A 21343-nucleotide genomic window follows, 5' to 3' on the forward strand; every position below is an offset into this window, starting at 1 on the left:
CATCTGTTTATTTGCTCAGTTGCTCAACCAGCAGTACTGCAGCTTCTTCGGAAGAACCCGGATTCTGGCCGGTGATCAGCAGACCGTCCTGCACCACATAAGATCCCCAGTCAGCACCTTTCGAATACACACCTCCCAAAGATTTCAGCTCATCTTCCACCAGGAATGGCACCACGTCGGTCAGGCCAACCGCCGCTTCTTCGCTATTGGTGAAACCGGTGACTTTTTTGCCCTGTACCAGCGGATTACCCTGCGCATCTTTCACATGACGTAAGACACCCGGCGCATGACACACCAGCGCAACGAGTTTACCCGCTGCCTGGAATGACTGGATCAGCTCGATGGAGGTGGTATCTTCGGCCAGATCCCACAACGGGCCATGGCCGCCCGGATAAAAGACAGCGTCGAAATCAGCCTGAGAAATACTGTCCAGACGAACGGTAGAGGCCAGTTGAGCAGTTGCCTGCTCATCAGCTTCGAAGCGGCGGGTTTGCTCCGTGCGAAAATCTGGCTCGTTACTTTTTGGATCCAGCGGTGGCTGCCCCCCGGCCGGCGAAGCCAGCACGATTTCTGCGCCTGCATCTTGAAACGCATAATAAGGTGCTGCCAGCTCTTCCAGCCAGAAACCTGTTTTACGGCCGGTGTTGCCCAGTGTGTCGTGCGAAGTCAGAACCATCAGAATTTTCATGTTGTTTATCCCGGTTGTTAACGTTGTTTAACTGTCTTGATAGTAGACCAGTCGTCTTGTAATAACTTTCAAAAAAACACCTCAGCGCGAGGTGTCGTTTGTTACGTATCAGATTAATCCGTCTGACGGACAATCTGTTTTGCCTGCGTCAGGTGCTTTTGTCGTGTTCATGAGTTAACAATACATTTAATTAGACCGGTCGTCTAGTGATTATAGAATAAATTACCTCGTCCGACCTTCATCCGCGATAAATGTAAGTTTTCTGACAAGATTTATATCGCGCAACCTACAAAATCTCCTCAACTTTCTGTAAATTCGGCCGATATAAATTCTTTCGGTTGTTTTCGGTTTATGCTTCTGGAGTGATACGGATGTTGATAGGAATAGATTTAGGCACGTCAAACTGCGCTGTTGCCATCTGGCAAGACGGACATTCCGTTCTGGTTCCTAATGTCTATGGAAAAAATCTGACGCCCTCGGTGATCGGCCTCGATGATAACGGTCACGTTCTGGTCGGTGCGCCTGCTCAGGCGCGTTTATTTACCCACCCTGACCTCACCCTTTCCAGTTTTAAACGCTTCATGGGGACCGATCATCAGTTCCGGCTCGGTCACCAGCACTTTCGCGCGGAGGAACTCTCCGCTCTTTTATTGCGCAGCCTGAAAGCCGATGCTGAACAATATTGTGGCTGTGAGGTGAAGCGCGCCATTATTACCGTCCCTGCTTATTTTAATGATATTCAGCGCAAGGCGGTGAAAGCCGCCGGTGAAATGGCCGGCCTGCAGGTAGAACGTCTGCTCAATGAACCGACGGCAGCGTCGCTGGCCTACGGGCTGGTGAATCAGCAGGAACAGAAATTCCTGGTGTTCGATCTGGGGGGCGGCACGTTTGACGTTTCAATCATCGATATGTTTGAAGGCGTAATTGAAGTCCGCGCCAGCAGCGGCGATGTGTTCCTCGGCGGTGATGACTTCACCCGCAGCCTTACCAGCTGGATGCTGGCGCAGTATCCGCAACTGGACAAAGAGGATAATGCCCTTTTTGGTCAGCTGATTACGCTGGCGGAAAAAGCTAAGTGCCAGCTGACCACACAAGACAGTACGACGCTCCGGTACCAGTGGAAAGAAAGTTCACTGAGCTGGACGCTGACCAGTGAGACTCTGGCGCAATGCTGTGAGAGTACGCTGGAGCGGATGAAAAAACCGGTGATACAGGCACTGCGCGATGCCAAATTCTCCGCCGATGAAGTGGATCATGTGGTGCTGGTAGGCGGCGCAACGCGAATGCCATTGGTACGTCAGGCGGTGGCTCGTCTGTTCGGCCGCTTTCCGCGCAGTGATTTGCAACCGGACGAAGCCGTGGCGCTGGGTGCCGGTATTCAGGCCGGACTGGCCTTGCAGGATCAGGCGCTCGATGACATCGTGCTGACCGATGTCATGCCGTTTACGCTGGGTATCGGGATCTCCCGCCCTAAAGGCGACGGCTATGAAGACGGGCATTTTCTGCCTCTGATCGAGCGCAACAGCTTTGTGCCGGTGAGTCGCGTGGAAACGATTGTCACCATTTCAGATCAGCAAAAGTACCTGAATCTGTCCATTTATCAGGGCGAAGCGCGGCGGGTGGCCGATAATATTCTGCTCGGTTCGCTGAACGTTGACGTGCCTCCGCGCCCGGCAGGTGAAATGACCGCCGATGTGCGTTTTACTTACACACTCGACGGTATTCTGGAAGTGGAATGTAAAATCACCAGCACCGGACAGGTGGAAAAACTGGTGATCGAGAAAGCGCCAGGCAGCCTGACGCCGGCACAAATTACCGAAAGTTTGCTCAAACTTGAAAACATTAAGCAGCATCCGCGTGAACAATTGGTAAACCGCCAACTGGTAGCAGAAGCCAACGCTTATTATGAACAAAGTCTTGGCGACCAGCGGCAGTTCATTGCCGACCAGTTGTATCGCTTTGAACATGTGCTCGACACGCAAGATGCGCGTCAGATTGCGGCAGCACGCAAGGAATTTGAGGCACTGCTGGTGCATCTGCGCAGCGGGTGGGAATAGTCCGATGGGGATCTGGTCAGTTCTCGGGATAGAACCTACGCAGGACATCGCTGCCATCAAACGGGCCTATGCGCATCAGCTAAAAAGCACGCGGCCTGATCAGGATCCGCAAGCGTATCAGCGCCTGCGGGAGGCGTTTGAATCAGCCAGGCGCGGCGAATATTTTTGGACTACAGGTGACAACGTCACTTACCCTTCTCATCCTGCGTCGCTTACTGACGATTCGTTAATCAATCAGACGCAGGTTCACCATCGTGTATCAGAAATCGTCAGCCTGCTGCTGGAAAATGAGCAGGCAGGCCTGGAAAAGCTGCAGGTCTGTCTGTCAGAAACTTTACTGCAAAACCTTCAGTTGCGTGAAATGTTCAGTCAGCAGCTGGCGTGGGATCTGGCGGAGCATGAAGGGCTGACCTTCTCATTGCTGGCGAACGTTGCCGCGCTGATGGAATGGGAAATTGACCATTATCAGCCCGTCGGTATTTCAGTTTATCAGCTGGATGCGCTGCATCAGCAAATTGAGAGTACCGCCGGGCGTCACTACTGGGATGCCCTGCGGACGCAACTTCAGGCTTCGGTTTTTGGCCGTAAGGTATTTGATTATCTCAGTGTCGAAGGCAAAAACCTGACATTCGGTATGAAATGCGTTCCCGGCTTTGTGGGCCGTCTCAGGGCACATTTGCACGAGATAGCCATGTATCATCCGGTGCTGCTGCCGCGGGTCAATTCCCGGCTGAGGAATGACCTTAAGCGTTGCCGTTTTGCTCTCAGCGGTGAAGCCACTTTTCTGACCGTCTTTTGGTGTGTGCTGGCGATTTACGGAGCCCGCCATTCTCCGCACTGGCTGCGCGATACACTGCTGAGTGCGATTACCGTGCTGGGATGCATCTTCGGTTATAAAGGCATGGGGATATTATTACATCCGTATCCCCGCCTGCATGCCGTAGCGGAAACCCTGATGTCGGTGCTGGTCATTGCACTGTCGGGGCTGGTTTTCAGTGGATTTTATGCGACCTTCCTTTATCTTCAGGATGACCCCGGACGCGGGCCAGCGTTGTTCTTTATGTTGCTGATAACCGTGCTGTTCTGCACCTGGGCCATCTGCCCGAAATCCTGGCGCTGGTATAATCTGGTCTGTAACAGTGTGGTTTCTTTACTCACGTTGCCGTGGGAACAAGCCAGAAAGCCCGGCCGGGTCAGACGGGTTGTGGCGTGCGCACTGATGTTATTTGTATATTCATGGTTAATTACGTGGGCGGTGGAATGAGCGGACAGGGAATTTGGTCAGTTTTAGGCATTGAGCCGACTCAGGATCTGGGCGTGATTAAACGGGCTTATGCCCGAAAGCTGAAAAACACCCGTCCTGACAGTGATCCGCAAGGGTATCAGCGACTGCGCGAAGCCTTTGAAGCGGCAAAGCGTCAGGGTTATGATGACATTTTAAGTGACGTTGTCACTACTGCTAAGCCCCCTGTGGACCTTTCTGCCGCGCCCGCCTCGCCTTTGTCTGTCCGGTATGAGACGGTGAAAGCTCCCGTACAGGAATCTGACGACGTCTCTCTGTTACGCGGTCAGATTTTTGCAGAAATCCCCCCTGTTATTGACGCTATGATGGATGACGAAACGGTGGGGATAAAACGGCTGGCAGATTATTTGCAGAGTGATTCTCTGCAAAATCTCGAATTGCGGGAGATGTTTAGCCAGGAAATGGCCGCACAATTGAGTGAACGCGAAGGATTATATTCAGCATTACTGCTCAAAGTCTCTGCCATTATGGGGTGGGAAATAGACCATTACCAACCGGTGGGGATTTCCCCGCAACGGCTGCAGGCGCTTCAGGCACAGATAGAACATACCGGCGCGAACTACTACGCGTCTGTTATGGCGCGCGAATATCAGGGGTCCATGCTGAATCGACTGCGTTTGCGTTTGCTGACGGAGGAAGGTGCGGTTGTGCCCTGGTGGGCGAAACTGGTACCCGACTTTATGCTATCCCTGCACGATAAACTCAGGGAAATCAGGGCGTATTATCCTGCTTTGTTGCCGCGTATTAATTCAGTACTGCTGAAAACCCTGGCTGAGAACCGGCTGGCACTGCGTTGGGGAACGGTGTTCCTGACCGGTTTCTGGCTTTTGCTGATCATGCTGGCGACGCGTGAACATCCTGAACCGTGGCGCTCACGCATTTTACTCATAGCATTCATTGCATTATATATGCATGGTTACAGTTATCTGGAGCGGAAATTACGTTACCGCCCGCGCATGTTGTGCGCAACAGAATGCGTGTTGTCGATACTGGCAACCGGCATTATGGTAAAAATAATGCTGGGTTTCTTCACCATGTTTAAGCCTGAAACCGGAAATATGGTGATGGCTTTCACCAATTACGGGGTACTGAGCGCCAGTAGTTTTTGCGTCCTCTGGATGATGGCGCCAAAACAATGGAAATGGTACAGCGTGCCATTGAACGCGATGATTATTATGGTGATTTTCCCGTGGGAGTTGATGAAAAAAGCTTCGGGTGTGGCCGGCATCGTGGCCTTTGTGGTATTACTGGTGATGTATTCATTGTTGATTGCTTTCGGATTCCGTTGACGTTGCGGGCGGTTAATCCCGCCCGCACCTGTTTCACTCCGTCATAATCCAGACGCTGACGCTCCCTGCTGCGCAAAAGAATTGTGCGCTGCCTTTTTCGTCGGTTGTAATGACTTCCCCGCGGTTTTCCAGCATGTCCCGCCATTGCTTACCGGCAAAGTTGTCGCCCAGCTCAATCGTTTTCTCGCCGGCTTCTCCGTTAGACATCACTACCACGCATCCCGGTTGCTCTGCGGTACCGCTGCGGGAAAAGGCAATGCAGTTCGGGTGATCGAAATAATCGGTTTGTGCACCCCATGCGTACCCCTGACGGGCTCTGATCAGCGCTTCCAGATGGGGGATCACTGGCAGATTTACGGTGTAATTATTTCCGTCCTCTCCTTCATCTTCGTAACTTGCACCGAATAAATCCGGATAAAAGACGATGGGCACGCCATGCTCGCGCAACAACGTTAACGCATAGGCCAGCGGTTTAAACCACGGCTCAACCGGTGCCTCAAGAGACTGCAACGGCTGTGTGTCGTGGTTGGCAACCAGCGTCACCGCATGCGCAGCATCAGCAGCGACCAGTGTGTTATCAAAAATGGTGGTCAGATCGTAATCCACACCCTGTTTCGAGGCATGGTGGAAATTCAGCTGTAGCGGCGCATCGAACAGCATGGTTTTGCCTTCCACCTGACGGATGTAATTTTGCAGTGTCGGGACGTCGAATGACCAGTATTCTGCGACCAGGTATATCGGTTGTTCCGATTGTGCCTGAATATGGTCAATCCACTCTTTATAGAACCAGGCCGGAATATGTTTCACCGCATCAAGACGAAACCCTGTACAGTGCGTTTGTTCCATGATCCAGCGGCCCCAGTATTTGAGCTCTTCGCTGACTGCGTTATTGCGGAAATCGACATTGGCACCCATCAGGTAATCGTAATTACCGAATTCGTCATCGACCTGATCGTTCCAGCCGCCGCCGGTATAATCGTTAATGATTTTGAAAATGCCTTGCTCGTCCGGGTTTTCAATGTGGTCAACACCGCTGAAGCAGTGAAAATCCCAGATGAACTTTGAATACTGGCCGTTACGGGCGGCAAAAATGAAACGCGTCCAGGCCTCTGCTTCAATAACGTCATCGCTGATTTCTTCACGGTTATCCATGTTAACGCGGTTAACCTGAACGCGTTCTTTCTCATCCGCTCCCATTTTATGATTGAGCACCACGTCAAGAATGACGCCCAGCTTATGCTGTTTCAGCGCGCTGATGGCTGCGAGCAGCCCCTCTTTGTCGCCATATTTGGTCGCACGGGAACCTTTCTGCTCAAACTCACCCAGATCAAACAAATCATAAGTGTCATAGCCAACCGAATATCCACCCGATTCGCCTTTACAGGCAGGCGGAAGCCAGGCGGCGGTAATGCCAATCTCAGCCAGCCAGGCGGCTTTTTCGGCCACTTCCGGCCAGAGCTTCCCACCATCCGGGTAATACCAGTGAAAGAACTGAAACAACGTAGGATTCTGCATACAGACTTTCCATTCAGATGACCAGGAAGTGAAGTATGGAGCAGGAACGCAAAAAATGTGACTAAAGGCAAAAAAAAGCCGGTCAGCAAAGTGACCGGCGTTGAGACTGCCTGAGAACGGAATCAGTTGATATCCGGGTGCTGGGCAATCAGATTTTTTCTTTTTGCTTCAAGCTCAACAATCTGCGCATCAATATCTTCAATTTTCTGTTCGATATTGTCGTGATGTTCCTGGAGGATTTCACGCGCTTCTGCACGGTCTGAAGCTGCCGGTGTCGCGCCCTTGAGCGGGCGGTTAGCGGTTTCTTTCATGAAAATGCCGGTCACCAGACCAATCATCGCCACAACCATCAGGTAATAGGCTGGCATATAGAGATTATTGGTGGCTTCCACCAGCCACGCGGCGATCGTCGGGGTAAGCCCCGCAATCAGTACCGAAACATTGAAAGCAATTGCCAGCGCGCTGTAACGGATATGCGTCGGGAACATTGCCGGTAACGTTGACGCCATCACACCGATAAAGCAGTTCAGCAACACCGCAAGGATCAGCAGACCTAAGAAAATCAGGCCTATCACATCACTGTTTATCAGAATGAAGCACGGAATAGCCAGTATAAACAGGCCGATACTGCCGATGATCACAAAAGGTTTACGGCCGAAGCGGTCACTCAGCATCCCCATGAACGGCTGTACGAACAACATGCCGACCATGATGGCAATGATGATCAGCACACCGTGGTCTTCAGAATAATGCAGGCTGTGGGACAAATAGCTCGGCATGTATGTCAGCAGCATGTAGTAGGTGACGTTTGTTGCTATCACCATGCCCACACAGATAATCAGCGGACGCCATTGTTTGGTCAGGATTTCACGGAACGAGACTCTTGGCGGTTCAGCGATATCTTTACGCGAATCGCTGTCGATCTTATCGACGTGTTGCTGGAAGGTCGGGGTTTCTTCCAGTGCATGACGCAGATAGATCCCGATCAGGCCCAGCGGAGCGGCAATGAAAAACGGAATACGCCAGCCCCATTCGAGGAAGTTCGTTTCACCCACGATACTGGAAATCAGCACCACCACACCTGCCCCGAGAATAAAACCGGCGATGGAACCAAAATCCAGCCAGCTGCCGAGGAAGCCGCGTTTTCTGTCAGGAGAATATTCTGCAACGAAAATCGCTGCACCGGTATACTCGCCACCAACCGAGAAACCCTGTGCCAGTTTTGCCAGTAACAGCAAAATCGGTGCCCAGATACCGATGGAGTCATAACCGGGTATCAGCCCGATACAGAAGGTGCTGACGGACATGATGATGATGGTGACGGAAAGGACTTTCTGGCGCCCAAATTTGTCGCCAAGTGCGCCGAAAAACAGTCCGCCCAGAGGCCTGACGAGGAACGGTACGGAGAAGGTTGCCAGCGCGGCAATCATCTGAATACCCGGGTCTGCCCCCGGGAAAAACACCTGCCCTAATGCAAATGCCACAAAACCATACACACCGAAATCAAACCATTCCATCGCATTACCCAGGGCTGCGGCGGTAATAGCTTTTTTCAGTTTAGTGTCATCAATGATCGTAATGTCGTTGATATGCATGGGTTGAACACGTTTCTTTCGTAATCTCATCTTTCACATCCCTTTTCTAAAATACTCCACCGTGTAAGCGTGAGATATTTTGTTCGTACTCTTTAATCATCAAGAGTATCAATAATATTTGAGCAAGCTATATCATTATAGGATGGTTTTACGCTGTAGCAAAAGCCAACCGTTTTGTGATCACCATTGCACTTTTGTTTTCACCCGCCGTTGTTTTGACTCACAAAGTGGTAATGTGTTTTCAAATTAATGAAACTGCATTTTGATTAATGAAAGGGACGCCGGAACAACGGCTAATTTCATGCTACTTATGGGGTGAATCATGGCAAAAGGTTCTCAGATTCAATTTAGTTTCCACACCGTTCAGGATCCTCAGACCGGTGCCCGGGTGACGCGTTTAACACCGCCTGATGTGTTGTGTCATCGCAACTATTTCTATCAGAAATGCTTTACCCGCGAGGGTAATAAACTGTTGTTCGCCGGTGAGTTTGATGGCAACCGCAACTATTATCTGCTGGACTTGCAAACGCAGAAAGCGGCTCAGCTGACTGAAGGCAAAGGCGATAACACCTTTGGCGGTTTCCTCTCCCCGGATGATCAGTATCTTTACTACGTCAAAAACGAACGCAGTCTGCAGCGCGTAAAACTGGCTGATTTTAGTGAACATACGGTGTATCAGGTGCCGGAAGAATGGGTTGGCTATGGCACCTGGGTGGCCAACAGCGAATGCACCCGTCTGGTGGGTATCGAAATCAGTCGTGAGGACTGGACGCCACTGTCAGACTGGAAAATCTTCCAGGATTTCTATCACAGTAATCCGCACTGCAGACTGTTATGTGTCGATTTACTCAACGGAAAATCCCGCGTGATCCACGAGAAAAATGAATGGCTCGGACACCCGATTTATCGCCCGTTTGATGACAACACCGTCGCTTTCTGTCACGAAGGCCCGCATGACCTGGTTGATGCACGTATGTGGCTGGTGAATGAAGACGGCAGTGATGTCCGCAAGGTAAAAGAACATGCACCGGGAGAAAGCTGTACACACGAATTCTGGGTACCGGACGGCTCTGCACTTATTTATGTGTCTTATCTGAAAGGCCAACATGACCGCCATATCCGCCGTTTCGACCCGCAAACCGGCGAAGATATCTGTCTGATGACCATGCCAGCCTGCTCGCATCTGATGAGTAATGACAACGGTACACTGCTGGTCGGTGATGGCTCCGGTACGCCGGTTGATGTGAAAGACACCGCAAGTCATACGATTGAAAACGATCCGTGGTTGTATATTTTCGACACCCGGACCCGCCGGTATGCACCGCTGGCCGCGCATAACAGCTCCTGGCAGGTGCTGGACGGCGACCGTCAGGTGACGCATCCGCACCCTTCTTTCTCACCCGACGATCGTCATGTGCTGTTCACCACCGATTATGAAGGCTTACCGGCGCTGTATCTGGCGGAAATTCCGCATGCCCTGCTCAGTTCATTACGCAAGGATTAACCAATGTTTACCTTTAAAAAAGATATTCCTTTACAGGATCTGGGGGACGGTGTGAGCCGTCGTGTTCTGGCGCATGACGGCACCATGATGGCCGTTGAAGTATACTTTGAAGAAGGCGCCGTCGGCCCGATGCATAACCATGTTCACGAACAACTGACCTATGTGTTATCCGGCCGTTTCAAATTCACTATCGGTGAAGAAACCCGTGAAGTAAGTGCAGGCGATACGCTGTATAAAAAACCGTACATCATGCACGGCTGCGTTTGTCTGGAGAAAGGGGTATTACTGGATACTTTCACACCTCAGCGACAAGATTTCCTTTAAGCCATAAAAAACCGGTGCCACATGAGCACCGGTTTTTTGTCACGCCGGAAACCAACTCTTACGCGAGAATTTCACGCACAAAGGATTCAATCTCTTTGTTCTGGCAGTTTTCGAAGAAACATTTCTGGAAGCGTTCGCCGGTGACAGCGGTTTTTACCAGTTCAGGATCGATGGCACGCAGTGTATCCAGATAGTTTTCTTTCACCACTGCGGCTTTCACCTGATTCAGAATGCCCGCGTTGCGCACCTGAGGTTCTTTGCGGTCAGCCGGATAGCCTTCGCCTTTCACGCCGGTAAAGGCCTTTTCGAAGATGAAGCGTACGTTCAGCTCTGCACCCCAGCCGAAGCCTTTAGCAAATGGCAGCGATAATGCGTTGCCGTTGTTGATTTGCGCAAACAGGAAGGCATCAGCCGGATCAATGCAATAACCGCAGTTAACGCCCGGATGAATATTCAGAGACATCAGTGCGCCCTGGCCGGTACCGCAGCCTGCAACCACAAAATCCACCGCTTTTGAATTAAGCAGGATACTGGCCATGATGCCCAGATGGATGTAAGTCAGATGGTGATCCTGTTCATCAGACATGCCCACGTTGAAGACCGGATACTCTTTTTCCGAAGCTACGGCGTTAAGTTCTTTCAGGATGATCGCGTTTTTAGCGGCCTGACTGTTTTCCATCATCAATGCAATTTTCATGAGATTTCCTCTTTGGGCAGCGGTTTGAGCCGCTGCTGTCGGTGAATGTTTATCAATAACTGGCGTGATTAACGGGCCAGCCAGCCCCCGTCAACGGCAATGGTGTAGCCGTTGATATAGTCGGAAGCCGGTGAAGACAGGAATACGACCGGCCCCATCAGATCAGACGGCAAACCCCAGCGGCCGGCAGGAATACGCCCCAAAATTTCTTCGCTGCGTGCTTCATCAGCGCGAAGTTGCTGGGTGTTGTTGGTCGCCATATAGCCCGGCGCAATCGCGTTCACATTGATATTGTGCTTCGCCCATTCGTTGGCCAGCAGGCGGGTCACTCCCATGACGGCGCTTTTTGATGCGGTATAAGAAGGTACGCGGATACCGCCCTGATAGGAAAGCATCGACGCAATATTAATGATTTTGCCGCCGGTACCCTGAGCGATGAATTGTTTCGCCACAGCCTGCGACATGAAGAAGACGGATTTGATGTTCAGATTCATCACATCATCCCAGTTCTTTTCGCTGAACTCGATGGCGTCTTCACGGCGGATGATTCCGGCGTTATTGACCAGAATATCCAGATGTCCCATTTCAGCGACAGCACGTTCCAGCAGCGCCGGAATAACTTTCGTGTCGCTCAGATCAGCGGTCAGGCTCAGGAAACGGCGGCCTGTCGCGCCGATGCGCTCGATGGTTTCTGCGGGTTCGACAATGTTGATCCCTACAATATCACAGCCGGCCTCAGCGAGGCCGATTGCCATACCCTGACCCAAACCGGTATCGCATCCGGTCACTACCGCGACTTTTCCCTGAAGCGAGAAATTATCCAGAATCATGATGGTTCCTTTATGCATAAACGGAAGCAAATCTGCTTTTCCGTAGGACGATGGGTTGTCGGGCTGTGCCCGGCGCCGAAATAATAAAGAGGAGTTTAGCGATAAAATTCGTCCGACTCAAGAAATTGAAACATCATTTCAATTTATGTGAACTTTGGTGTCGTTTTTTGTTGGGTTGATCACGTCCTGATGAGTAGTGTCAGGTAAATGTCAAAAACAGGGCGCAGAAAAGAAGAAAGGATGCAGGGCAAAGCCCCCTGAAGAAATAAATCATCCGGAGGACAGAGAGGAATAAAATGGCTTTTTGTTCGGATGGACCATTCACTGCCCGGCGGGGATGCCGGGCCAGCGGTACGCGAGATCCATTTGGAAAACGTAATCTCTTCTATGAAAAGGATTTTTTAAACAAAATTCTTACCCCAGAAATTTGGTCGTAAAAAAGGATCTCAAGAAGATCCTTTTAATTTTGCAGATCGTTAAACCCTACCAATCACCGTATGGATAGGTTTTCCCTTTGATAAAGTCCCGGATAAACGGGTCGTAGCCGTTACGCTCGGTGTAATTAAAATCAATCCTGCTGGGAACGTTCTTACATATCAACATATTATCTCCCGTCAATGTGAACTCTCTGGCCGGGTGTTGGGGGACAACATGATTACCGTTGTCCTCAAGCCAGATCCGCACCGTACCTCCGGGAGCCAGACCAATAATCATATTATCCCGGTAATAAACCTGTCCCGGTTTGTAATTATCAGGATAAGCCGTTGTCATTTGCCGCCATGTTCCCCGATCAAACCAGATCTCCGTCTCATACGATTTTTTATCAATCACCGAGTCCCAGCACACTGACATCCTTACCGGCAGCGCCTTACTGATATTAAAGTTGGCAGAAAAACTGCCAACAACACGACTCCATGTGTCCACGCTGCTCTGGCTGGGTTCTGTCGGGTCAAGCCGCCTGAAGATGCTTTCCCGGATATCCCCGTCCTCCAGATACACCTGCGTCACCAGGGCGGGCAGATTTTTAGGGTGAAAAAAATTAAACTGCCAGTGATCGTAAGGCAGCTTTTTGCCCCACTGCTCTACGCCGTCCCCAAGCGGGGTGGTCACGTCGGCTCGCCTGTCGCGGCACCCCGTCAGTAACAGCAGTACCCCGATCGCAATATGTAATGTCCTCATCCGAACACCCTATCCAGTGCGTCCACATGGGCTTTTTGCTGTTCTTCATACTTCGCACACGCCTTTGCCCGCGCCTCATCCACCAGGTTTGCGCAGTGCGCGTAGGCCAGTCGCAGGTCGCTTGAATTATTTCGGTTGTTGCCCGTACCGTCAAAGAACACCCCCACTGTCAGCGTAATCCCCCTGACCGGCACCCTCCTGCACTGGATAACTTTTTCACTGCACAGAACATCGGTACGGTGCGTGTTGTCCCCGATAATTTCATACCGGTGATAGCCGGTGTCGCCCGGCGCTGTTTTCTCGTCTCTTGCCATAAGAAAGTCCCTTTAATCTGAAAGGTTAAATCCAGTCCATCATACCTTAACCTAAATCAGACTCTGTCAGCAGCAAATGGTCCCAAAGTTCTCTGGTGATTACAGAAAGTGATATGGGTGTCCGGTGACTTCAGTCTTTTCCTGCGTCGATGTGTACAGGCCGGATTGAATAACGACGAGGACTGAAATGCTCTTGTACGACAGGTCTTCATGCCCCGGTTGAGAGAAATTAGAGATTGCGGACTGGAGAAGCGGCGCTATTGTGTCAGTCGGCTGATGGTGCCGATTGAGGCGATCTTGTTATGGAATGCGGTATATAAGAAAAAGCGATTGATTCACTGAAGAGAAAGCTATTTATTTAATAAATAATGGGTTTCTCATGTCTCCCCGTTGGGGTGTGAACATATCAACCTGAGCGGAGATTACGTATGGCGTACCCGTTTTAAGCAGAGGGGCTGGGAAATACTGTTCGTTACGCTCAGTGGATAAAAGTCCGTATAAAACCAGGCTAAACGTAGGATATTTCAGTTTTCCCAGTGGGCCCCCTACACGCTCACGAGATAAACGCAGCGTAAGCAGAGATAAGAGTTAGTGCAGGCAGCCCTGGCATTCAGTTGCCAGATTAAGCCCGCGACGCCAGTCGCCCGGAGTCTGACCAAACTGTCGTTTGAAACTGCGGGTGAAGGACTGTTGTGAGTCGAAGCCCAGCGAAATCGCAACGCTGACGATAGGCTCGCCGCTGCTGGCCAGCATATCGGCAGATTTCTTCAGTTTTTTCTCACGAATGTATTCCCCCATCGGCAGGCCGGTGTGCTCTTTAAACATCCGCTGCAGATACCAGCGGGAATAACCAGCCCGCTTGGCGACCGTTTTAATATCCAGTCGTTCTTCCAGATTGTGATCGATCCACTCGATCAGGTCGTGAATGAAATCCTCGGTTCTCATGGCCAGTCTCCTGCTTTTTTTTTGTTTGCGCCCCCCGAGGGCGACTCGTCTTTTTATACGTTGACCCAGTTTTTGGTTAAATGCAAGTTTTACTATTGCATTTAATTGACGGTTACAGGATAGTCTCATTTCCCCAGGTAAACGTTCTGTAAAATAGCACATAAAGTGTAACAGTAATTCTTGCAGTTTAGTAAGCGCATCTCTACAATCCTCACGAATAAATTGTATCAGTATTTGATACATTATTGTGCTGATGAACGGCACAAGTCCCAAAAAAGTCGGTTCAGGCAAAGGACGTTACCCGGCGGACAGGCCGGTGTATTGCCTGGCAGCACTTACACACTGGAAATAAAAAATAATGATGAACCTGCAAAAATCACAGGTTGTTGTACGCGACCACGTCATTGGTACGCCTTTAATGTTGCGCCTTTCAGGGGTTGCGCTGATGGTTGCCCTGCTCGCCGGGTGTGACAACAGCGTGGCGCAAAATGCCGCACCGCCTGCTCCGCAGGTCAGCGTGGCAGATGTGTTAATTAAGCCAATCAGTCAGTGGGATGCCTTTAACGGGCGTGTGGAAGCGGTACAAAGTGTACAACTGCGGCCGCGCGTGTCCGGTTATATCGATAAAGTGAATTATCAGGAAGGCCAGGAAGTGAAAAAGGGTCAGGTACTGTTCACCATTGATGATCGTACTTACCGGGCTGCACAGGAACAGGCGCAGGCTGAACTGGTGCGTGCGCGCAATCAGGCCAGTCTGGCACGAAGTGAATCTGCACGAACAGAAGCGCTGATCGGGACGCTGGCCGTGTCGAAAGAAGTCGCGGAGCAACGTCGTTCGGCAGCGTCGCAGGCACAATCTGATGTCCTGGCTGCACAGGCACAGCTGGACATGGCCCAACTTAATCTTGATTTCACCCGTGTTACCTCCCCGATTGATGGCCGTGCCAGCCGTGCGATGATCACGACCGGTAATTTGGTGACAGCAGGTGACAGCGCGAGCGTACTGACCACGCTGGTGTCACTCGACACAGTCTATGTATATTTCGACGTTGATGAAGGGACTTTCCTGCGTTATCAGGCGCTGGCCCGCGAAGGGAAATTGAACGACAGCCCGCAAAATCGCTTGCCGGTGCATGTCGGGTTGGTCGGTGAAAACGGTTATCCGCATCAGGGTGTGGTTGATTTTACTGACAACCAGCTCAACTCCGGCACCGGCACCATCCGCATGCGTGCTCTGTTGGATAACCGTGACCGTACCTTTACGCCGGGATTGTTTGCCCGGGTTCAAATGCCGGGCAGCGCACAGTTCAATGCCATGCTGGTGGACGATAAAGCCATCCTTACCGACCAGGATCGTAAATTCGTTTATGTGGTTGATAAAGATGGCAAGGCACAGCGCCGTGATGTGGAAATTGGCCGCACATATGCAGGCTTACGTATCATACAGAAAGGCCTGGAAGCCGGTGACCGTGTGATCATCGACGGCGTACAGAAAGTGTTTATGCCGGGCATGCCGGTCAACGCCAAAACCGTCAGCATGGTGGCTAACACTGTCACGCCGGCCGCCCCTGCCGTTCAATAAAAGAGAATCCTGACTCATGGACTTTTCCCGCTTTTTCATCGACAGGCCGATTTTTGCGGCCGTTTTGTCGATTCTGATTTTAGTTACCGGGGCAATTGCTATCCCCTTGCTGCCTGTCAGTGAATACCCTAACGTGGTACCGCCAAGCGTTCAGGTTCGTGCTGAATATCCGGGCGCCAACCCGAAAGTGATTGCAGAAACCGTTGCGACGCCGCTGGAAGAAGCGATTAACGGCGTCGAAAATATGGTGTACATGAAATCCGTCGCCGGTTCTGACGGCGTTCTGGTGACAACGGTCACTTTCCGTCCGGGTACCGATCCGGATCAGGCTCAGGTTCAGGTGCAAAACCGGGTCGCGCAGGCTGAAGCACGTCTGCCGGAAGATGTCCGCCGTCAGGGTGTGACCACACAGAAGCAGTCGCCAACGTTAACGCTGGTGGTGCATCTGGTATCACCTTCCGGCAAGTATGATTCGCTGTATCTGAGTAACTACGCCACGCTGAAGGTGAAAGATGAACTGGCGCGTTTGCCGGGTGTCGGGCAGATTCAGATTTTCGGTGCAGGCGAATATGCCATGCGCGTGTGGCTGGATCCGAACAAAGTTGCGGCCCGAGGTCTGACGGCTTCTGACATTGTGAAAGCCATGCAGGAACAGAATGTGCAGGTCTCTGCCGGTCAGTTGGGCGCTGAACCGATGCCGAAGGACAGTGACTATCTGCTTTCCATCAATGCACAGGGGCGTCTGAAAGATGAAGATGAGTTCGGCAAAATTATCCTGAAAAGCGGTGATAATGGCGAAATTGTCCGTCTGCGTGATGTGGCGCGTATTGAAATGGGGTCCGGTAGCTATGCCCTGCGATCGCAGCTTAATAATAAAGACGCAGTCGGGATTGGTATCTTCCAGTCTCCCGGAGCGAATGCGATTGATTTGTCAGATGCGGTACGAGCCAAAATGACTGAACTGGCAACCCGTTTCCCGGAAGGCATGACCTGGCGTGCGCCGTATGACCCGACGGTGTTTGTCCGGGATTCCATCAGTGCGGTGGTTCACACATTGCTGGAAGCCGTCGTGCTGGTCGTGCTGGTTGTTATCCTGTTCCTCCAAACCTGGCGTGCGTCGATCATTCCTCTGCTGGCGGTACCGATCTCAGTGATAGGGACATTCAGCATCCTGTATTTGCTCGGATTTTCACTCAATACGCTCAGCCTGTTCGGACTGGTGCTGGCGATAGGGATAGTCGTCGATGACGCCATTGTAGTGGTGGAAAACGTCGAGCGAAACATTGAGGAAGGACTTGCGCCAAGGGATGCTGCGCATCAGGCGATGCGGGAGGTGTCCGGGCCGATCGTGGCTATCGCTCTGGTGCTGTGTGCGGTATTTGTGCCGATGGCGTTTCTGTCGGGGGTAACCGGTCAGTTCTACAAGCAGTTTGCGGTGACTATCGCTATTTCAACTGTGATTTCGGCCATCAACTCGCTGACATTGTCCCCTGCTCTTGCGGCATTGTTGCTGAAATCGCACGGTACGCCGAAAGACATGCCCTCGCGGCTCATCGACCGACTTTTTGGCTGGATTTTCCGACCGTTCAACCGGTTCTTTAATGCCAGTTCACATCGTTATCAGAATGCTGTGTCTAAAACGTTGGGACGTCGTGGCGCGGTATTTGTGGTCTACGTTCTGTTGTTATGCGCGGCTGCATTTATGTTCAAAGCTGTGCCGGGGGGCTTTATTCCGACGCAGGATAAACTGTACCTGATTGCAGGTGTGAAAATGCCGGAAGGTGCGTCATTATCCCGCACTGATGCGGTGATCCGCAAAATCAGCGCAATGGGTTTAAGTACCGATGGTGTCATTGATGCGGTGGCATTCCCCGGGTTGAACGCGCTGCAGTTCACCAATACGCCGAATACCGGCACGGTGTTCTTTGCGTTGAAACCGCTGAGTGAACGTACCCGTACGGCGGCGGAAATTAATGCGGAAATAAACGCCAAAATTTCGCAGATTCAGGAAGGGTTCGCGTTTTCCATTATGCCGCCGCCGATCCTCGGGTTAGGTCAGGGTTCAGGTTATTCCCTGTATGTGCAGGATCGCGCGGGGTTGGGTTATGGTGCATTGCAAACCGCGATTAACACCATGTCGGGCGCTATTATGCAGACGCCGGGAATGGGGTATCCGATTTCCTCCTATCAGGCTAACGTGCCGCAGCTCGACGCACATATTGACCGTGACAAAGCTAAGGCTCAGGGCGTATCACTTGATGAACTGTTCAGCACGTTGCAGGTCTATCTCGGCTCGTCTTATATCAATGATTTCAACCGATTCGGTCGTACATGGAAAGTAATGGCGCAGGCGGATGGACAGTTCCGTGACACCGTGGAAGACATTGCCAATCTGCGTACCCGTAACGATAAAGGTGAAATGGTACCCATCGGCAGTATGCTGAACATTACCACCACTTACGGCCCTGACCCGGTAATCCGCTATAATGGTTATCCGGCAGCAGATTTAATCGGTGATGCCGATCCGCGTGTGCTTTCTTCGACGCAGGCAATGACGGAGCTGACCGCAATGTCCAAAAACCTGTTACCGAATGGTATGAATATCGAATGGACTGATCTGAGCTATCAGCAGTCAACACAAGGTAATGCGGCGTTGATTGTATTCCCGATGTCCGTATTGCTGGCGTTCCTGGTACTTGCTGCACTGTATGAAAGCTGGACGCTGCCGCTGGCGGTGATCCTGATTGTGCCAATGACCATGCTATCGGCCTTGTTCGGTGTGTGGCTGACGGGGGGCGATAACAATGTGTTTGTTCAGGTCGGCCTGGTAGTGCTGATGGGGCTGGCATGTAAGAATGCGATTCTGATTGTTGAGTTCGCCCGTGAGCTTGAATTGCAAGGTAAAGGGATTATCGAATCCGCGCTTGAGGCATGTCGTCTGCGTCTGCGCCCTATCGTGATGACCTCGATTGCGTTTATCGCCGGGACTATCCCGTTGATCCTCGGTCACGGTGCGGGTGCTGAAGTGCGAGGTGTTACCGGAATCACCGTATTTTCCGGCATGTTGGGAGTGACGTTGTTCGGTCTGTTCCTGACGCCTGTATTTTATGTCGCGCTGCGTAAGCTGGTGACGCGTAAGAAAGCGGTGCTGGAAACGCAAGTAGCATAACGCTCTTCAGATAACCACAATGCAAAAAGCCGGGAGAATATCCCGGCTTTTTTACAGGTTTTTTTTAAGCGCGATGTGCGCGGACTGGCTTATAGCACTCTATTTTGAGCAGAGAGAATCTTCGGCGTATTGCGAAGCCAGGTCTTTGGTACATTTGTACTTGCCACCGCGTTCGAACTCAGCCAGCGCATCAGCGACCGTATGACGGGCCAATACCTGAAATGATGCTTCTTCAGCTTCGCTGACGATATTTTTGAAATACGTGCACGCGTTGGCACTGACAACGCAGCGGGCGGGTACGTCCGGGCGGGCTGCCCACAGACGTTTATCTTCAATCACTGCGCAATAAATGTCGCGAAGCGTGATTTCTTCCGCCGGGCGGCCAAGCGTGATCGAACCGGTACGGCCGAGAGTGGAAACGATGATGCCATGCTGCGTCAGCGGCACCATCAGTTTGCGGATAAAACTGGAGTTGGCTTCCAGACCCGTTGCTAAAATCGCACTGGTGCAGCGCTGGCCAGCCTTTTGGGACTGAGCGATACAAAACACCATCTGCATAGCTGTCGGAAAGCGATAATCTAACATGTCATTGTCCTGAGAAACCAAGTCTTAGGTAAAGCACCGTATCACAGAGGAATTGCCCCGTACGTGATCTGGTCAATAATATAACAAACACTGTTGCATTATTGAAGGCAGACACCTCCCAAAGGCACAGATAATCACGTTTTTGGGCACAAAAAAACCCATCCTAAGACGGGTTTTGTACTCAGAACATTCAATAAGAAGTTTCAGAAATTAGAACTGATAAACCAGACCAACCGCTACGATATCATCGGTAGAAATATTGTTGGTTTTATAGAAGTCATCATCATTGTCCAGCAGGTTGATTTTGTAATCAACGTAGGTAGACATGTTTTTGTTGAAGTAATAGCTGGTACCCACAGAAACATATTTAACTAAGTCATGATCGTTATCGGTACGGCTGGTATCTTCATTCAGATTCTTACCTTTGGATTGCAGGTAAGAAACTTCAGGACGCAGACCAAAATCGAATTGGTATTGTGCGGTAATTTCAAAGTTCTGAGTTTTATTTGCCACGCCGTCACTGCCATAAAGGGTCATGTTGCGGGTTTCAGAATACATGGTAGCCAGATAGACATTGTTTGCATCGTATTTCGCGCCCACTGTCCACACATCAGCTTTATCGCCATCAGCGTTTGTATAGGCAATTTGATCATTCGTACGATCAGAAGATGCATAGGCAGCCCCGGCCGTAATACCCATGCCGAAATCATAAGTGGTAGAAATACCGAAACCATCACCGTTCTGATGACGCACGTCACGACCATTGTTAGTGCCTTCACCAAACTGGAAATCTTCGCTGTTATTATCGCCATCATTTGCACCCTGGTATTGCAGTGCGAAATTCCAGCCTTTTACTTCGCCGAAGAAGTCAGTGTTGCGGTAAGTGGCAACCCCGTTGGTACGGCCAACCATAAAGTTATCAGGCGTGGTGTAAGTATCACCACCGAACTCTGGCAACATATCGGTCCATGCTTCAATATCATACACAACACCGTAGTTACGGCCGTAGTCGAATGAGCCGAAATCACCGAATTTCAGACCTGCAAAGCCCAGACGGGTTGCGTTGCCAGATGTACCGCTGCTCTCTGTATTGTTAGCCTGAATATTGTATTCCCACTGACCATATCCGGTCAGTTGGTCAGCAATCTGAGTTTCGCCTTTAAAACCCACACGCGCATAGGTCTGATCGCCATCTTTGCCTGCATCATCAGAGAAATAATGCAAACCATCCACTTTGCCGTACAGATCCAATTTATTGCCGTCTTTATTATAGACCTCAGCAGAATGCGCTGCGCCTGCAACCAGTAATGCCGGGATAATAAGTGCCAATGCTTTTAATTTCATGATGTCATTCCTTTATCATTTGATTGGATGTTTTAAATTATTATATATGTATTATCAATGAGTCAGACTCGTATTAATATTACCTACAGAGTTCCGCGGGTCAGTAGGTAAATTATCATTTTTAATTTTATTATTTATTGCTAGTTATTTCTGGAGGGGCAATTAATATATACCATGAATATAATAATGTAATTCATATGAAATTTATATTTATAAATGTCTTGTTGTTTGTGGTACTTTATTTTCCAGAGCTGTGGCATCATCACTGCAGCTTTATTTTTACCCTTCCTTGGTTTTACTTATATTTGTTTTTGATCGCCGTTCTGCCCCGGTTAACGGCGTTATTATATTGCCCCGCCTGACTGCGGGGTTTTTTTTGCATAAAAAAACCCATAACTGGCGAAAGTTATGGGCTCAACAAGT

General features: G+C 50.7%; 17 protein-coding genes and 1 pseudogene. 8 read left to right on the forward strand and 10 right to left on the reverse strand.

Going from position 1 to position 21343, the window contains the following annotated elements; all coding sequences use genetic code 11:
* Nucleotides 1-7 precede the first annotated feature (7 nt).
* On the reverse strand, nucleotides 8-688 hold the full coding sequence (locus EVX52_RS07710; protein ID WP_129991016.1) for a type 1 glutamine amidotransferase domain-containing protein: 681 nt from the start codon (nucleotides 686-688) through the stop codon (nucleotides 8-10).
* Between the two features lie 371 nt (nucleotides 689-1059).
* On the opposite strand from EVX52_RS07710, the gene EVX52_RS07715 reads away from it, so the two are divergent.
* Genes EVX52_RS07715 through EVX52_RS07725 form a run of 3 tightly spaced genes read left to right on the forward strand, consistent with a single transcriptional unit; the run spans nucleotide 1060 to nucleotide 5337 of the window.
* Nucleotides 1060-2745: an Hsp70 family protein gene (locus EVX52_RS07715; protein WP_129953555.1), complete on the forward strand. Its 1686-nt coding sequence runs from the start codon at nucleotides 1060-1062 to the stop codon at nucleotides 2743-2745.
* Nucleotides 2746-2749: 4 nt separating this feature from the next.
* On the forward strand, nucleotides 2750-4009 hold the full coding sequence (locus EVX52_RS25500; RefSeq protein ID WP_240783441.1) for a hypothetical protein: 1260 nt from the start codon (nucleotides 2750-2752) through the stop codon (nucleotides 4007-4009).
* Nucleotides 4006-5337, forward strand: a complete 1332-nt coding sequence (locus tag EVX52_RS07725) for a J domain-containing protein (protein WP_240783442.1) — start codon at nucleotides 4006-4008, stop codon at nucleotides 5335-5337. The genes EVX52_RS25500 and EVX52_RS07725 overlap by 4 nt, the downstream gene beginning before the upstream one ends.
* Before the next feature lie 33 nt (nucleotides 5338-5370).
* Here EVX52_RS07725 and amyA read toward each other — a convergent pair whose 3' ends face one another.
* A complete protein-coding gene (gene amyA / locus EVX52_RS07730; RefSeq protein WP_129991018.1) occupies nucleotides 5371-6852 on the reverse strand; it encodes an alpha-amylase in 1482 nt (493 codons plus the stop codon).
* Between the two features lie 122 nt (nucleotides 6853-6974).
* Nucleotides 6975-8477 carry a glycine betaine/L-proline transporter ProP gene (gene proP / locus EVX52_RS07735; protein WP_129953552.1) on the reverse strand — a complete coding sequence of 501 codons (1503 nt, stop codon included), beginning with the start codon at nucleotides 8475-8477 and terminating at the stop codon, nucleotides 6975-6977.
* A 292-nt stretch (nucleotides 8478-8769) separates the two neighbouring features.
* Here proP and EVX52_RS07740 point away from each other — a divergent pair, with 292 nt between their 5' ends.
* Both EVX52_RS07740 and EVX52_RS07745 read left to right on the forward strand, forming a co-directional pair.
* Nucleotides 8770-9951, forward strand: a complete 1182-nt coding sequence (locus EVX52_RS07740; protein ID WP_129991019.1) for an oligogalacturonate lyase family protein — start codon at nucleotides 8770-8772, stop codon at nucleotides 9949-9951.
* Between the two features lie 3 nt (nucleotides 9952-9954).
* Nucleotides 9955-10275, forward strand: coding sequence for a cupin domain-containing protein (locus EVX52_RS07745; protein WP_129953550.1), 321 nt, complete (start codon nucleotides 9955-9957; stop codon nucleotides 10273-10275).
* A 58-nt stretch (nucleotides 10276-10333) separates the two neighbouring features.
* Here the strand turns inward: EVX52_RS07745 and EVX52_RS07750 are convergent, their stop codons facing one another.
* The 4 genes from EVX52_RS07750 to EVX52_RS07765 form a co-directional block, all read right to left on the reverse strand.
* On the reverse strand, nucleotides 10334-10972 hold the full coding sequence (locus EVX52_RS07750; RefSeq protein WP_129991020.1) for an RpiB/LacA/LacB family sugar-phosphate isomerase: 639 nt from the start codon (nucleotides 10970-10972) through the stop codon (nucleotides 10334-10336).
* Nucleotides 10973-11040: 68 nt separating this feature from the next.
* Complete coding sequence (gene kduD, locus EVX52_RS07755) at nucleotides 11041-11802, reverse strand: 2-dehydro-3-deoxy-D-gluconate 5-dehydrogenase KduD (protein WP_129953548.1); 762 nt, start codon at nucleotides 11800-11802, stop codon at nucleotides 11041-11043.
* Nucleotides 11803-12285: 483 nt separating this feature from the next.
* A complete protein-coding gene (locus tag EVX52_RS07760; RefSeq protein ID WP_129953547.1) occupies nucleotides 12286-12981 on the reverse strand; it encodes a DUF2931 family protein in 696 nt (231 codons plus the stop codon).
* A complete protein-coding gene (locus EVX52_RS07765) occupies nucleotides 12978-13295 on the reverse strand; it encodes a hypothetical protein (RefSeq protein WP_238483185.1) in 318 nt (105 codons plus the stop codon). Before EVX52_RS07765 ends, EVX52_RS07760 begins: the two co-directional genes overlap by 4 nt.
* Nucleotides 13296-13436: 141 nt before the next feature.
* Here EVX52_RS07765 and EVX52_RS25745 point away from each other — a divergent pair.
* Nucleotides 13437-13797 (forward strand): annotated as a pseudogene (locus EVX52_RS25745) (Tn3 family transposase); the annotation flags it as partial.
* Nucleotides 13798-13883: 86 nt separating this feature from the next.
* On the opposite strand, the gene EVX52_RS07770 reads toward EVX52_RS25745, so the two are convergent.
* Nucleotides 13884-14240 (reverse strand): helix-turn-helix domain-containing protein, encoded by a 357-nt coding sequence (locus EVX52_RS07770; RefSeq protein ID WP_013577757.1) that lies wholly within the window; start codon nucleotides 14238-14240, stop codon nucleotides 13884-13886.
* 418 nt (nucleotides 14241-14658) lie between these two features.
* On the opposite strand from EVX52_RS07770, the gene EVX52_RS07775 reads away from it, so the two are divergent.
* Nucleotides 14659-15822 carry an efflux RND transporter periplasmic adaptor subunit gene (locus tag EVX52_RS07775; protein WP_129953741.1) on the forward strand — a complete coding sequence of 388 codons (1164 nt, stop codon included), beginning with the start codon at nucleotides 14659-14661 and terminating at the stop codon, nucleotides 15820-15822.
* Nucleotides 15823-15838: 16 nt separating this feature from the next.
* Nucleotides 15839-18991: an efflux RND transporter permease subunit gene (locus tag EVX52_RS07780; RefSeq protein ID WP_129991021.1), complete on the forward strand. Its 3153-nt coding sequence runs from the start codon at nucleotides 15839-15841 to the stop codon at nucleotides 18989-18991.
* 99 nt (nucleotides 18992-19090) lie between these two features.
* On the opposite strand, the gene EVX52_RS07785 is transcribed toward EVX52_RS07780, so the two are convergent.
* Together EVX52_RS07785 and ompC are read right to left on the reverse strand one after the other, a co-directional pair.
* On the reverse strand, nucleotides 19091-19576 hold the full coding sequence (locus EVX52_RS07785) for an Rrf2 family transcriptional regulator (protein WP_129953544.1): 486 nt from the start codon (nucleotides 19574-19576) through the stop codon (nucleotides 19091-19093).
* Between the two features lie 210 nt (nucleotides 19577-19786).
* A complete protein-coding gene (gene ompC, locus EVX52_RS07790; protein WP_129953543.1) occupies nucleotides 19787-20920 on the reverse strand; it encodes a porin OmpC in 1134 nt (377 codons plus the stop codon).
* Nucleotides 20921-21343 lie beyond the last annotated feature (423 nt).

It is taken from the genome of Rahnella sp. CFA14(1/10) (assembly GCF_004195095.1).
In the GTDB taxonomy this organism is placed as follows: Bacteria; Pseudomonadota; Gammaproteobacteria; order Enterobacterales; family Enterobacteriaceae; genus Rahnella; species Rahnella perminowiae.